The organism is Kitasatospora sp. NPDC004240, assembly GCF_053603215.1.
Window position 1 is genome coordinate 19,047 of record NZ_JBSGFD010000023.1, and the last position, 14,578, is coordinate 33,624.

10 protein-coding genes are annotated in these 14,578 nt (G+C 74.9%); 7 read left to right on the top strand and 3 right to left on the bottom strand.

All coding sequences use genetic code 11. The features are described from left to right. Positions 1 to 21 precede the first annotated feature (21 nt). Positions 22 to 1,209 carry an ATP-grasp domain-containing protein gene (locus tag ACWEQL_RS09205; protein ID WP_452149562.1) on the bottom strand — a complete coding sequence of 396 codons (1,188 nt, stop codon included), beginning with the start codon at positions 1,207 to 1,209 and terminating at the stop codon, positions 22 to 24. A gap of 348 nt (positions 1,210 to 1,557) precedes the next feature. Between ACWEQL_RS09205 and ACWEQL_RS09210 the strand changes: the two genes are divergently transcribed. The 4 genes from ACWEQL_RS09210 (at position 1,558) to ACWEQL_RS09225 (ending at position 7,154) form a co-directional block, all read left to right on the top strand. Further along, on the top strand, positions 1,558 to 2,976 hold the full coding sequence (locus ACWEQL_RS09210) for a family 2B encapsulin nanocompartment shell protein (protein ID WP_452149563.1): 1,419 nt from the start codon (positions 1,558 to 1,560) through the stop codon (positions 2,974 to 2,976). 124 nt (positions 2,977 to 3,100) lie between these two features. Beyond that, positions 3,101 to 4,150 (top strand): family 2 encapsulin nanocompartment cargo protein polyprenyl transferase, encoded by a 1,050-nt coding sequence (locus tag ACWEQL_RS09215; protein ID WP_452149564.1) that lies wholly within the window; start codon positions 3,101 to 3,103, stop codon positions 4,148 to 4,150. Between the two features lie 146 nt (positions 4,151 to 4,296). Continuing rightward, positions 4,297 to 5,676 carry a DUF1254 domain-containing protein gene (locus ACWEQL_RS09220; RefSeq protein WP_452149565.1) on the top strand — a complete coding sequence of 460 codons (1,380 nt, stop codon included), beginning with the start codon at positions 4,297 to 4,299 and terminating at the stop codon, positions 5,674 to 5,676. 143 nt (positions 5,677 to 5,819) lie between these two features. Continuing rightward, positions 5,820 to 7,154, top strand: a complete 1,335-nt coding sequence (locus tag ACWEQL_RS09225; protein ID WP_452149566.1) for a DUF1254 domain-containing protein — start codon at positions 5,820 to 5,822, stop codon at positions 7,152 to 7,154. Between the two features lie 68 nt (positions 7,155 to 7,222). On the opposite strand, the gene ACWEQL_RS09230 is transcribed toward ACWEQL_RS09225, so the two are convergent. After that, a complete protein-coding gene (locus tag ACWEQL_RS09230; protein WP_452149567.1) occupies positions 7,223 to 9,220 on the bottom strand; it encodes a BACON domain-containing protein in 1,998 nt (665 codons plus the stop codon). A 296-nt stretch (positions 9,221 to 9,516) separates the two neighbouring features. On the opposite strand from ACWEQL_RS09230, the gene radA reads away from it, so the two are divergent. Together radA and disA are read left to right on the top strand one after the other, a co-directional pair. Further along, the gene (gene radA / locus ACWEQL_RS09235; protein ID WP_452149568.1) at positions 9,517 to 11,040 is read left to right on the top strand and encodes a DNA repair protein RadA; all 1,524 of its coding nucleotides are present in this window, start codon (positions 9,517 to 9,519) and stop codon (positions 11,038 to 11,040) included. Between the two features lie 201 nt (positions 11,041 to 11,241). Next, a complete protein-coding gene (gene disA / locus ACWEQL_RS09240) occupies positions 11,242 to 12,300 on the top strand; it encodes a DNA integrity scanning diadenylate cyclase DisA (protein ID WP_350574584.1) in 1,059 nt (352 codons plus the stop codon). 142 nt (positions 12,301 to 12,442) lie between these two features. On the opposite strand, the gene ACWEQL_RS09245 is transcribed toward disA, so the two are convergent. Continuing rightward, the gene (locus tag ACWEQL_RS09245; protein ID WP_452149569.1) at positions 12,443 to 13,342 is read right to left on the bottom strand and encodes a hypothetical protein; all 900 of its coding nucleotides are present in this window, start codon (positions 13,340 to 13,342) and stop codon (positions 12,443 to 12,445) included. 191 nt (positions 13,343 to 13,533) lie between these two features. On the opposite strand from ACWEQL_RS09245, the gene ACWEQL_RS09250 reads away from it, so the two are divergent. Further along, positions 13,534 to 14,436: an A/G-specific adenine glycosylase gene (locus ACWEQL_RS09250; RefSeq protein WP_452149570.1), complete on the top strand. Its 903-nt coding sequence runs from the start codon at positions 13,534 to 13,536 to the stop codon at positions 14,434 to 14,436. Positions 14,437 to 14,578 lie beyond the last annotated feature (142 nt).

The following is a 14,578-nucleotide window of genomic DNA, read 5'->3' on the forward strand; positions in this document are numbered from 1 at the left end:
CCCCAGGGGGCCGACCGGGCTTCAGAGCGCCAGCCGGGGCTCGCCGAGGCCCGCGCCCACCGGCTCGCCCAGCGCTGCCCGTACCGGCACGGCCGGGACGTCCGCGAGGGCGACCGCGGCGGTGGCGGCGCCGAGGCCCGCCGGGAGCAGCTCGCGGGCGGACGGCAGGTGCCGGGGCGGCACCGGATGGATCGCCGCGACCAGTGTGTACTCGGCCGTGTACTCGGCGCCCGCGAGGCTGCCGGCGGTCCGGCCGGGGTGGGTGTCCGGCCGTTCGCCGAGCGCCAACTGGACGGCGTTCCAAGGCAGGTTGAGGCCGCACAGGCTGAGCTGGTGCAGCCCGCCGGAGGGCCGGGTGTTGACGTCGATGACCACCGGCTCGCCGTCCAGGTGGCGGAACTGGACGTTGGAGAGGAAGGCCATGCCGGTGGACTCGACCAGGCGGCGGGCGGGCTCCAGGTAGCGCTCCGCCGTGGTGAAGGTGCGGCGGCGGCGGTGCTTGCTGCGGCCGACGGCGGCGAGCACGGTGCCGTCCCGGTCGGCGAGGCAGTCCACCGAAACCTCGGGGCCGTCCAGGTAGGGCATCACCAGCAGGTCGACCTCCCGGTCGCCGGCCCGCAGCGCGGACACCACCTGGTCGACCTGGACCCGGGAGTCCCAGCCGGCCAGCCGGTGCAGGCCGAAGGGCTCGCGGGTGAGCACCCGGAAGCCCTCGCCGCCCGCGCCGGAGACCGGCTTGAGGCAGGCGGTGCCGCCGGCGTCCTCGATCCGCGCGACGGCGGCGAGCAACTCGTCGGCGGTGCGCACCTGCCACCAGGGCGGGGTGGGCAGGCCGACGGCGGCCATCGCCGCGTAGCCGTCCACCTTGCTGTCGAAGGCCGCGATCGCGGTGGCCGGCGGGCAGGCCAGGGCGGTGCCGACCGCCTCGAACTCCTCCCGATGCAGGGATATCGCGAGCTGGTTGAGGCGGGGGAAGAAGACGTCGACGGAGTTGCGGGCGCAGAAGTCGAGGGCGAAGGCGACGTAGGCGTCGGGGGTGAGGCCGTCGGGTTCCAGGGCGCCGAGGTCGGCGGCGGCCAGGACCGGCGAGTCGGGGTCGGCATGGGTGGCGATGACCTCGACCGGGCGGGGGGCGGCGCGCAGCAGTTCGATGAAGAAGACGTTCTCGGCGTAGGTGCGGTTCAGCCAGACGCGTACGGGGGCGCTCACGGGGATCTCCCTGGGCAGGGGTGAACGAGGGGAGAGGGCGCGCCGGGGTGCGGTATCAGTGCCCTACGGCGACTCGCCCCGTGGCCCTTTGAGGCGGCACCTTAGCGGCCCGTGGCGTGGGCGTGAACGGCGGGTGGGGGTCGAGGGCGGACCGCCGGAGCATGTCACTCGATGGCGTTTTCGAATATATGCCGAACCCATGAGCGAATAAATATCGATCATGTGATCCAGTCGTACTATTTGTTCGGATATCTATACCACTCGAAAGAGTGATTGCGAGTCACCTTCGAATGGGCCCACCATGATTGTCGCAAGGCGACACTTCATCAGGTATGCGAAGGGTTCCTCATGTCCACCGAAACCAACGTCGGCATTCCTGTGCCGGGCGGCCCGCAGCCGGCCCAGCAGAGCCTTGGCACGGCCGGCGCGCGGAATCTCGCGACGACCACCAAGTCCGCGCCCCAGATGCAGGAGATCAGCCCCCGGTGGCTGCTGAGGATGCTGCCGTGGGTCCAGGTCTCCGGCGGTACGTACCGGGTCAACCGTCGTCTGCGCCACGCGGTCGGCCGCGGCCGGGTGAGCCTCGTGCGGGAGGGGTCCGGGATCCGGATCGTGCCGCCCACCCTGCGCGAGGTGCCGGTGCTGCGCGGTTTCGGGGACGACGCGGTGCTGGAGGAGCTGGCGAGCCGCTTCACCCAACGCGAGTTCTCCACCGGTGAGGTGCTGGTCGAGGCGGGGGCCCCGATCGACGAGGTCTTCATCATCGCGTACGGGAAGCTCAACCGTCTGGGTACCGGCAAATACGGCGAGCAGACCGTGGTCGGCTCCCTCGCCGACGGCGACCACCTCGGCGACGAGGCCCTCCGCCAGGAGGACGGCACCTGGCCGTACACCGTGAAGGCCGCCACCTCCGGCACGGTGATGGCGCTCTCCTGGCCCGCCTTCCAGGAGCTCGCCGACCGCTCCGAGGCCCTGCAGCTGCAGATCATGGAGTACCTGGCCGGCTTCCAGCAGGCGCAGAACAAGCACGGCGAGGCGGCGATCAGCCTCTCGGCCGGCCACCAGGGCGAGGTCGAGCTGCCCGGCGCCTTCGTGGACTACGAGCTCAGGCCGCGCGAGTACGAGCTGAGCGTCGCGCAGACGATCCTCAAGGTGCACAGCCGGGTCGCCGACCTCTACAACCAGCCGATGAACCAGACCGAGCACCAGCTCCGGCTGACCGTCGAGGCGCTGCGCGAGCGCCAGGAGAACGAGCTGATCAACAACCCGGAGTTCGGGCTGCTGGCGAACGCCGAGTACGACCAGCGGATCCAGACCCACTCCGGCCCGCCCACCCCGGACGACATGGACGAGCTGCTGAGCCGCCGGCGCAGCACCAAGATGTTCCTGGCCCACCCGCAGGCCATCGCCGCCTTCGGCCGCGAGTGCAACCGGCGCGGTCTGTACCCGGACACCGTCGAGGTCCACGGCCAGCAGGTCACGGCCTGGCGCGGGGTGCCGGTCTTCCCGTGCAACAAGATCCCGGTCGTCGGCGGGAACAGTTCGATCCTCGCCCTGCGGACCGGTGAGGACAACCAGGGCGTCATCGGACTGCACCAGACCGGAATCCCGGACGAATTCGAGCCGAGCCTCTCGGTCCGATTCATGGGGATCGACGAGAAGGCGATCATCTCCTATCTCGTGAGCGCCTACTATTCCGCGGCCGTTCTGGTGCCCGACGCGATCGGCGTTCTGGAGAACGTCGACATCGCCCGCTCCAGGGACTGACCGGAGCGGGCCCGCCGAGGCCCGCCGACACGAGTGCCGACGGTGGTCCGGGCGGCGCTCGACCGGGCAGCGCCGCCGCCCCACCCGGCGGCGCCGCCCGGCCATCACACGAGGGGGAGGAACCATGGGAATCTTCACGCTGGAACGGGACCACCGGGAGGGCCACGAGGCCGAGGACGTCCTGGCCCGGGCCCGCCGACTGGTCGACCCGGTGCTGCGCGCCGCCGTCGACACCCTGCCCGGGTCGATGCGCAGGGTCGCCGGCTACCACTTCGGCTGGTGGGAGGCCGACGGTTCGCCGTCCGAGGCCCCGGCGGGCAAGGCCATCCGACCGGCCATGGTGCTCGCCGCCGCCCAGGCCCTCGGCGGTGACCCGGCCTCCGTCACCGCCGCGGCGGCCGCCGTGGAGCTCGTCCACAACTTCACGCTGCTGCACGACGACGTCATCGACCGTGACGAGACGCGTCGTCACCGTCCCACCGCATGGCGGGTGTTCGGCACCACCGAGGCCATCCTGGCCGGCGACGCCATGCACTCGCTGGCCCTGCGCCTGCTCGCGGAGGACGCCCACCCCGCCGCCCGGGAGGCCACCCGCCGGCTCACCGACTGCGTGGTCGAGCTCTGCGAGGGCCAGCAGATCGACTGCGCCTTCGAGCAGCGCAGCGACGTCTCGCTCGACGAGTGCCTGGCGATGGCGGAGGCCAAGACGGGTGCCCTGCTCGGCGCGGCCTGCGCGATGGGCGCGCTGTACGCGGGCGGGGACGGTGAGGCCGCGCAGGCGATGGACGGCTTCGGCCGGGAGATCGGCCTGGCCTTCCAGCTGATCGACGACCTCATCGGCATCTGGGGCGATCCGGCGGTCACCGGCAAGCCGGTCGGGGCGGACCTCGTCGCCCGCAAGAAGTCCCTCCCGGTGGTGGCTGCGCTCGGTTCCGGCACGGCGGAGGGTGGGGAGCTGGCCCGGCTGTACGCGCTGGACCGTCCGCTCAGCCCGGAGGAGCTGACGCGCTGCGCGGCCGCGGTCGAGGCGGCCGGCGGGCGCGGCTGGGCGCAGGGCGAGTCCTGCGAGCGGATGGCCGCGGCCATCGCCCAGCTCGCGACGGCGGTCCCGGAGCCCTCGGCGGCCGACGAACTGCTCGCCCTCGCGGAGCTGGTCACGCGCCGCAGCCGCTGAGCGCGGCCGCTGAGCGCGGCGGGGGTGGGCGGGTCATGGGCGGCGGGCGGGGAGGGTGCACCCGGGCCCGCCCCACCCGCCGTCCGCTCCCGCCGAGGTGCTGACCCCCGCGCCCCCGCATAGCATCCCGTTCCAGAAGGTCCGAAATGTCGGGCTACGGAGCCGACGGGCACGCGACGGGCGCAGGGGAGAACGACAGCATGGGCAACCCGGCACTCGTGGACCCGTCCACCATCCGCGCCACCGCCGCCGAGGCGTGGATCTGGGGCTACCCGATCCTGGAGAACTACCGGACGCTCTACCCGCAGGCGGTCGACGACGCGGACCCCCGGTACGTCGGCGGCTTCGGCGTGTTCCGGCACTATCCGCGGCCCTCCACCCCGGCCGACACCGATGTCGTCACGCCCAACAACGACACCCCGTACTCCTGGGCCTGGCTCGACCTGCGTGCCGAGCCCTGGGTGGTCTCGGTGCCCGCCATGGACCGCTACCACGTCCTCCCGGTGCACGAACTGGACACCGCCTACGCCGGGTTCATCGGCTCCCGCGCCACCGGGCCGCAGGCCGGCGACCACCTGGTGGCCGGGCCCGGCTGGCGGGGCGAGGTGCCGGACGGCATCGCCGGCGTGATCCGCACCGCCGGTCAGCTGGTCGGCATCGTCGGCCGCACCCACCTGCCCGACACCTCACCGGCCGCCGTCGAGGAGCTGGCGGCGATCCAGCGGCGGTACCGGCTGCGCCCGCTGCACGCGTACGCGGGCACCCCGGCGCCCGAGCCCGCCCCGCACCCGGTCTGGCCGGTCTGGCGGGAGGAGGTGCTGGAGACCATCGAGTTCTTCGGGTTCCTCGACTTCCTGCTCGGCTTCTTCCCGGTGCTGCCCGCCGAGGAGGACCTGCGCGGGCGCCTCGCCGACCTCGGCGTCGACGGGCGGGGCGAGTTCGAGCCGGCGGCGCTGCCCATCGAGTTCCGCGCCGAGATCGAACGCGGCATCGCCGATGCCCGGGCCCGGCTGGAGGAGGCGGCCGCCGGGTTCGGCGACTCGGCCGGCGCGTTCGGCACCCGCGAACAGCTCGGCGCCGACCACCTCACCCGGGCCGCCGCCGCGATGACGGGCCTGTACGGGCTGCCCACCGAGGAGGCCTGGTACGGCGGGTGGGTGACGGACAGCGCCGGCCACCGCCCGCCCGACGCGAGCGACCACGACCACCTGCTCCGCTTCGGCCCGGACGAGCTGCCGCCCGCCCGCTTCTTCTGGTCGGTGACCATGTACGAGCTGCCGGGCCGCCGGCTGGTCGACAACACCCTCGACCGCTACTCGATCGGCGACCGCACCCCGGGCCTGGTCCGCGACCCGGACGGCGGCCTCACCCTCTACGTCCAGCACAAGCGGCCGGCCGACGCCGAGCACTCCGCCAACTGGCTGCCCGCGCCGGACGGCCCGTTCACCCTCGTCCTGCGCCTGTACGGGCCGGACGCCCGGGTGCTCGACGGCCGTTGGACGCTCCCCCCGCTGACGCTCCGCTGATCCTCGCCGACGCCACCGCCCCGACGCCACCGCCCCGACGCCACCGCCCCGACACCCCCGCCCCGAGCTCGCCCCCACCCCCACCCGCACGCCCACCCCCCGATCCCGCGCCAGGACCCGGCCGCCCGTGGAAGGAGCCCCGGATGAACCAGCCCGAGCTGGAGGCCCTGGCCGCCGACGCCTACATCTACGGCTACCCCCTGCTGTTCGACCTCACGATGGTCGAGAGCCTGCGCACCGAGGGCATCGGCGGGGTCCCGGCCGCGCCGTTCAACCACTTCGCCCACGCCGACCGGCTGGCCGACGCCGCCGACGCCTTCGTCTCGATCAACAACGACACCGTCTACTCCCTCGCCCAGCTGGACCTCTCCGAGGGTCCGCAGGTGCTGCACGTCCCGGACAGCGGCGGCGCGTACTACGTGCTCCAGTTCGTGGACGCGTGGACCAACAACTTCGCCTACCTCGGCCGCCGCGCGACCGGCACCGGCGAGCAGGACTGGCTGATCGTGCCGCCCGGCTGGCACGGCGTCCCGCCGCAGGACCACCGGGTGATCGAATCGCCCACCACGGTGGCGACCATCGTCGGCCGCACCGCCTGCGACGGCCCCGAGGACCTGCCGCGGGTGCGCGAGTTCCAGCAGGGGCTGTCGCTCGGCCCGCTGGAGGAGGGCGGGATCGCCGCCGGACTGCCGAGACCCGACCCGGACGTGCCGTCCGAGCTCGCCTTCTTCGAACGGCTCCGGCTCTGGGCGGCCGCCTTCCCGCCCGCCGCCCCGGACCGCGACTACCAGCGCCGCTTCGCCCCGCTCGGCGTGCTGGACGAGGGCGTCTCGCCGTACCGGGCGGCCGCGCCGGAGTGGTCCGCCGCGCTGGCCCGCGGGATGGCGGCCGGCCGGGAACGGGTCGAGGCCGCCACCCTGCCGTCCGAGGACCACCCGCCGGGCGAGTGGAGCGCCAACCTGCACCTGTTCGACTACAACCTCGACCACTTCGGTCCGGGTACCCGGAACGAGCCCGAGTGGCGGATCCCCGACCGCCGTGCCGCCTACCTCACCCGGGCGGTGGCCGCCCGCGCCGCGCTCTGGGGCAACCACGCGTACGAGGCGGTGTACGCGAGCACCTTCGACGACGCCGACGGCCACCCGCTCACCGGCTCCGGCTCGTACACGCTGCGCTTCGACGAACCGCCACCGGTGGACGCCTTCTGGTCGGTCACCATGTACGGCGTGCCGGACCAGCACCTGGTGGGCAATCCGGCCGGCCGCTTCTCCCTCGGCGACCGCACCCCCGGCCTGGTGCGGGCCGCGGACGGTTCCGTCACCCTCTACCTGCAGCACGAACGGCCGGAGGACCCGGACGAGGCGGCCAACTGGCTGCCGACGCCGGTGGGCGGGTTCCGGCCGATCGCCCGGCTCTACCAGCCGCGCCCGGCCGTCCTGGACGGCAGCTACCGGCTGCCGCCGATCCGCCCGCGCTGAGCGCCTGCCCGCCTCGGCGCCTGCCCCCGTCGACGGCAGCTCACGACCGGCCCCTCACCGCCGGCCCCTCACCGATGTGCCCCGCGTCCGTCGCCGTCCCCGCCCGCCCGCTGGGCACCGGTACCGGCCGGGGTCGCGCCACCGGGGGTGGCCGACGTGGGCCCGCCGGAGGGCGCCGGCCCGGCCGTGGCCGGCGCCGAGGCCGGTGGCGGGGACGACGGCGAGGCCGAGGACGTGGGGGCCGGTGACCCCGGGGTCCCGGTGCCCCCGCCTCCCGTCCCGCCTTCCGCGCCCCCGCCCGTGGTGCCACCGGGCGGGGGCCCGCCGGTCGGCGTCGTGCCGGGCCCCGGTCCGGGGGGCGTGGAACCCGGCGTCGGGTCGGGCGTCGGGTCGGAGGGGGAAGCGGGCGGCGAGGCGGGCGGCGTGCCGCCGCCGCGGTGCTGCGGTCCGCCCTCCAGGGTGACCACGGCGTGCGAGGGCGGCAGCGCGATCCGGGCCGTCCAGTGGGCGTCGGGGGCGAGCTCCTCGTCGACCGTCACGGTCACGGTGATCCGCTGGCCGGGCAGCAGCGTGCCGGAGTCCCGGCTGAGCCGCAGCCAGGCCGCGTCCACCTCGGCGTGCCAGTGGATGTCGGTGGTGCCGGAGTTGGTGAGGGTGAGCACGGTGCGGTTGCCGTACTCACCGGCCTCCACCGTGAGCAGTCCGCCCGGGACGGGAGCGGGCCGCCCGCCGGAGCCGGGGCCGGGGCCGACGACCGGGACCGGTGCGGCGACCAGGGTGGGGCTGGAGAGCGGGGTGGCGCCCCGGCCCGGGACCGGGACGGCGGGGCCCTGGATCCCCGGGCCGTGGAAACCGGGTCCGTGGATCCCAGGCGCGTGGATCCCCGGTGCGTGGAGCCCCGGGAACAACGTTTCTGCAGCCAGAGCCCCGGCCCCGGCCAGCATCAGCCCGGCCGTGGTCGGCGCGGACCCGCCCGGCTGGCCCACGGTCCCCGCCCCGGGAGCAGTCGGACCACCGACGCTCGGCCGGCCCTGCGGCGGCCGGCCGTCCTCCACCCGCACCGAGGACACCGCCGCGGCCGCCCCCGCGTCGCCGCCGTCGCGGTGGCCGGCCCAGAGCGCCACCACGGGGGCCGCCAGCACCGCCGCCAGCACCCCGGTGGTCACCACGCGCTGGCGCACCGCCGTCCCCCGGCCGGAGTCCGGCGCGCGGTGGCGGGGGAAGCCGCGCTGGTCGAAGCGCAGACCCGGCTCGGTCACCGGGACCGGCCCCCCGCCGCGCCGCGCCACCGGCGGGCCCGGCAGGTATCGCACCCGCTCGGCGGCCCCGGCCGCCGTCCCCGGCACCTCCGGCACCGCTGCCGGGGCCGACAGCATGGGCAGCCCCGGCAGCGTGGCCAGCCCCTCGCCGACCTGGCCGGCGACCCGCTCGGAGGTGCCCCGGCAGGTGGGGCAGTCCACCACGTGCCGCACCAGCTCCCGGCGCAGCGCCGGGCCGAGCACCCAGTCCCGCCAGCTCTCCGCACCCGCCCCGCCGAGCCGGTCCAGCTCCGGGCAGGTGCCCACGCCGAGCACCAGCAGGGCGGCCCTGGTGCGGCCGACCTCGGTCTCGGCGGCGGCCAGCAACGTGCGGGCGGCCTCGAACGGGACCCCGAGCACCGCGGCCACCTCGATCGGGCTCAGCCGGTGGCGCACCGCGAGCTCCAGCGCCTCGCGCTGCTCGGGCCCGGTGCCCGCGGCCTCCGGCCAGGCCAGCGAGGCGAGCTCGCGGCGGCGCCGGGCGGCCTCGGCGGGCGACGGCTCCGGGGGTGCGGCCGGGGGCCCGGCGGCCAGCCGGCGCAGGCAGCAGTAGCGCGCCAGCGAGTACAGCCAGGCCCGCAGCAGGCCGGGCTCGGCCAGTCGCGGGCCGTGCCGCCCGGCGAGTTCGCGCGCCTCGCGGAGGGCGGCGGTGGCGGCGTCGTGCTCGCACAGCACCGAGAGGCAGTAGGTGAACAGTCCGTCCACCTGCCGGTCGTACGCCGCCAGCACGGCGTCGTGGTCGCGGGACCCGTCAGCACTCGTCGTCACCCGACCGACGGTAGAGACGGAGCGGTCGGCCGCCGCGGCATTCCCTGCTGTTGTACTTCTTTCGGGTAACAACATCGCCCCACCCGGTACGCGGAGTGGACGCGCCCGCGCCCCGTGCGCACCCCCGTGCCCCGGCCCCCGACGCCCCACCCCGCGCCCACCCCGGCCCCGCGCCCGTCCCCGACGCCCGCCCGGCTTTCGGAGTCCCCGGCACCCCGACCGGCACCCCGACCGGATCCGCGACCGAACCCCCGACCCGCCCCCCGTTGTCACACCCACCCGCTACGGTGGCTCGCATGGCACCCCGTACCAAGACCACCGCCAAGCCGCGCCCGGCGTACCGCTGCACCGAGTGCGGCAACCAGCTGCCCAAGTGGGTCGGCCGCTGCCCGGAGTGCAACGCGTGGGGCACGGTCGAGGAGTACGGCGCGGTGCCGATCCGCACCACCGCGGCCGGGCCGGTCTCCGCGCCCGCCCGTCCGATCGCCCAGGTGGACGGCCAGGTGGCCACCGCCCGCTCCACCGGTGTGCCGGAGCTGGACCGGGTGCTCGGCGGCGGCCTGGTCCCCGGTGCCGTGGTGCTGCTGGCGGGCGAGCCGGGCGTCGGCAAGTCCACCCTGCTGCTGGACGTCGCCGCCAAGGCGGCCACCGGGCAGCACCGCACCCTCTACGTCACCGGTGAGGAGTCGGCCGGTCAGGTCCGGCTGCGGGCGGACCGCATCAACGCGCTCTCCGAGCACCTCTACCTGGCCGCCGAGTCCGACCTGGGCGCGGTGCTCGGCCACATCGAGGCGGTCGGTCCCGGCCTGCTGATCCTGGACTCGGTGCAGACCATCGCCTCCGCCGAGCTGGACGGCGCCCCGGGCGGCCCGGCCCAGGTGCGCGAGGTGGCGGGCGCGCTGATCCGGGCGTCCAAGGACCGCGGCATGGCCACCCTGCTGGTCGGCCACGTCACCAAGGACGGCCAGATCGCCGGCCCGCGCCTGCTGGAGCACCTGGTGGACGTCGTGCTGAGCTTCGAGGGCGACCGGCACGCCCGGCTGCGGATCATCCGCGGGGTCAAGAACCGCTACGGCGCCACCGACGAGGTCGGCTGCTTCGAGCTGCACGACGAGGGCATCGAGGGCCTGGCGGACCCGTCCGGCCTCTTCCTGACCAGGCGTGACAAGCCCGTGCCGGGCACCTGCCTGACCGTCACGCTGGAGGGCAAGCGGCCCCTGGTGGCGGAGGTGCAGGCGCTGATGGTGGATTCGCAGATCCCCTCGCCGCGCCGGACGACCTCCGGCCTGGAGTCGCCCCGGATCGCGATGATCCTGGCCGTGGTCGAGCGTCACGGCGGGGTCAAGCTGGGCAAACAGGACATCTACACCGCGACGGTCGGCGGGGTGAAGCTCACCGAGCCCTCGGCGGACCTCGCGATCGCGCTGGCCGTGGCCAGCTCCTCCTCGGACACCCCGCTGCCCAGCAACCTGGTGGCGATCGGCGAGGTGGGCCTCGCGGGCGAGGTGCGCCGGGTGACGGGTGTGCAGCGCCGGCTGGCCGAGGCGCACCGGCTGGGCTTCACCCACGCGCTCGTCCCGCCGGACCCGGGCAAGGTGCCGCCGGGCATGAAGGTGGTCGAGGTCGCCGACATCGGCGAGGCGCTGCGGGCCATCCCCGGCCGCCGCCGGGCCGCCGCCAAGCCGCGCGGGGAGGGGCGGGGTGAGGCGCCGTCGGCCCCCCGGGAGACGCCCCCGGCACCCCGCGGGGCGTCCGTCGCGGCCTACCCCGAGGAGCTCATGGCGGGCTGGGAGCCCCTCGACTCCGACGAACTGCGCTGACCCAAGCCCTGTTATTGCCGCACGCAGTTAGACTTTCCCCTGTCTAATTGGCGATAAGGCAGTAATAGCGACAGAGCGACAGACCGCAGGCCGGCGCACGGGGACGACAGTGCACGGCGCGAGCCGCGGTACGGGGTCGACCGGAGGAGTCACGTGGCAGCCAGCGACCGGGCGGACAAGTCCTCCCGTGAGGAGGCCCTGCTGCGGGCCTCCCTGAGTGCCATCGCGCCCGGAACGGGGCTGCGTGACGGCCTGGAGCGGGTGCTGCGGGCCAACACCGGCGGTTTGATCGTGCTCGGTTTCGACAAGACCGTCGAGTCGATCTGTACCGGCGGGTTCGTCCTGGACGTCGAGTTCACCGCCACCCGGCTGCGCGAGCTGTGCAAGCTCGACGGCGCCGTGGTGCTGGACAAGGACATCACCAAGATCGTCCGGGCCGGGGTCCACCTGATGCCGGACTCCACCATCCCCACCGACGAGACCGGCACCCGCCACCGCACCGCCGAGCGGGTCAACCGGCAGACCGGCTTCCCGGTGGTCGCGGTCTCGCACTCGATGCGACTGATCGCGATGTACGTCAACGGCACCCGCCGGGTGCTGGAGGACTCCACCACCGTGCTCTCCCGGGCCAACCAGGCGCTGGCCACCCTGGAGCGCTACAAGCTGCGCCTGGACGAGGTGGCCGGCACGCTCTCCGCGCTGGAGATCGAGGACCTGGTCACCGTCCGGGACGTCACCGCGGTGGCCCAGCGGCTGGAGATGGTCCGGCTGATCGCCACCGAGATCGCCGGCTACGTGCTGGAGCTCGGCATCGACGGCCGGCTGCTCTCGCTCCAGCTGGACGAGCTGATCGCCGGCGTGGAGCCGGAGCGCGAGCTGGTCGCCCGGGACTACTTCCCGGAGCGGGCCGCCAAGAAGGGCCGCACGGTCAACGAGGTGCTGGCCGACCTGGAGGCGCTGACCCACGCCGAGCTGCTGGACCTCCAGACGGTCGCCAAGGCGCTCGGCTACTCGGGCACCCCGGAGTCGCTGGACTCGGCGGTCTCGCCGCGCGGCTACCGCCTGCTGGCCAAGATCCCGCGCCTGCCCAACACGGTGATAGAGCGGCTGGTCGAGCACTTCGGCGGGCTGCAGAAGCTGCTCGCCGCGAGCATCGACGACCTCCAGACCGTCGAGGGCGTCGGCGAGACCCGCGCCCGATCGGTGCGCGAGGGCCTGTCCCGCCTCGCCGAATCGTCCATCCTGGAGCGCTACGTCTGACCGGGCCGGCCCCACGGCCGGACGGACGACGGCTCGGACGGGCGACGGCTCGGACGGAACGGCCGCGGCCCCGGGGATCCGATCCCCGGGGCCGCGGCCGTCGGTCGTTCTGCGCTGAGGCCGGCTCAGCTCTCCGGACCGTTCAGCTCTCCAGCCGGATCGGGGAGCGGGCCGAGAGCGGGTTGCCGGAGACCCCGGACAGCTCGGCCACCACCAGGTAGCCGCCGGCCGGGGCGGGCGTGGCGTCGGGGGTGGCGCACTGCGGCTTGCTGCGACCGCGGTCCCAGGTGAAGGTCTCGGTCAGGCCGCCGTTGGCCGGGATCTGCACCCAGGCGTTGGCCTTGTCGGCCGGGCAGTCGCCGGAGGACCAGACCCGCTCGCCGTTGCTGGCCATCATGGTGATGGTCGAGGTGGTGCGGCCGAGGTCGGCCCGGCAGTTCGGGCCGGAGTTGCGCACGGTCAGCACCACGCGCGGCTTCTCCTTGGGCTGGTACGCGTTCTGCGCGCTGGACAGCTCCAGGGCGATCTGGCCGGAGGCGCACACCGGCAGGGCCATCACCTCGGCGGTGTTCACCGGCGGGGCGCCGTTGCCGCCACCGCCCGTACCGCCGGAGCCCGTACCGCCGCCGCCCGTGCTGCCGGCGCCCGAGGCCCCCGAGCCCGAACCGCCGGAGCCGGCGCCGCCGCCCGTCGAGGTCCCGCCGGCCGCGGCCGATCCGCCGCCGGAACCGCCCGTGCCGAGGCTCACGTCACCGCCGCCCGAACCGCCCACGGCACCACCACCGCCGCCGGAGCCGCCGCCGACCGCGCCGGGGCGGGCGGGGCCGCTCGGGGTGGCGCCGGGGGTCAGGGCCTGGGCCGGTGAGCCGGTCGGGACGGGCTGCGCGGCCTTGCCGGACGGGCCGTCGCCACCGCCGTCCTGATCGGACATCAGCCAGGCGATCAGGGCGATGACCGCGGCGACGGCGGCGAGCACGATGACGCGCCGACGCCAGTAGATCGAGGCCGGCAGCGGTCCCACGGGTTGACGCAGAGAAGGCACGCCCAAACTCTACGAGACAGTGTGAGCCCTGTGACTCACCAACACCGCACAGTCGCCCCTTCCTTCACATGATCCGCCATTTGAGCCGTCCGAGGGAGCCCCTCCGGGCAAAGTGGAAGGAATGGGTTCCGTTTGTGCGGTGTTTCGTTCGGCTCCGGCCGTCCCGGCGGACGTGGGAGGATCGAAGGGCCATGACTGTCATCACCGCCCCCACCACCGTCCCGCTGCCGCTGCTGCACTCCACCGTCCTCGACTGGTACGAGGCCAATGCGCGCGACCTGCCCTGGCGGACCGCCGAGGCCTCGCCCTGGGCGGTGATGGTGAGCGAGTTCATGCTCCAGCAGACTCCGGTCAAGCGGGTGCTGCCCGCGTACCAGGCCTGGCTGGAGCGCTGGCCCACGCCCGCCGACCTGGCGGCCGACGCCCCCGGCGAGGCGGTCCGGATGTGGGGCCGGCTGGGCTACCCGCGGCGGGCGCTGCGCCTGCACGCCGCCGCGGTGGCGATCACCGAGGAGCACGGCGGCGAGGTGCCGGACGACCACGCGACCCTGCTGTCGCTGCCGGGCGTCGGCGAGTACACGGCGGCGGCGGTGGCCTCCTTCGCCTTCCGCCAGCGGCACGTGGTGCTGGACACCAACGTCCGCCGGGTCTTCGCCCGCGCGGTGACGGGTGTCGAGTACCCGGCGACGGCGACCACCGCGGCCGAGCGGCGCACCGCGACCGCGCTGCTGCCCGAGGCCGCGGAGACCGCGGCGACCTGGGCGGTCGGCGTGATGGAGCTCGGCGCGCTGGTCTGCACCGCGCGCGGCCCGGAGTGCGGGAGCTGCCCGCTGTTCACCCACTGCGCCTGGCAGCGGGCCGGCCGCCCGCCGTACGAGGGCCCGGCGCGGCGCGGCCAGTCGTACGAGGGGACGGACCGCCAGGTGCGGGGCAAGCTGCTCGCGGTGCTCCGGGACTCGCACGGCGAGGTGCCGCAGGCGCGGCTGGACGAGGTCTGGCCGGACGCGGTGCAGCGGGCCCGGGCACTGGACGGCCTGGTCGCCGACGGCCTGGTCGAGCCGGTCGCCCAGGGCGTCTACCGGCTGCCGCAGTGATCCGGTAGCGGCGACGCGAACGGCCGGGCCCCCCCCCCCGGGGGGGGGGGCCTTGGGGAGGGACCACCCCCCCCGCCACCGCGTTCCTCCGCCCCGCGGTGCCCGGAGCCGCTCCGCTCCGCCGCGCGGCCGGGCACCCTGA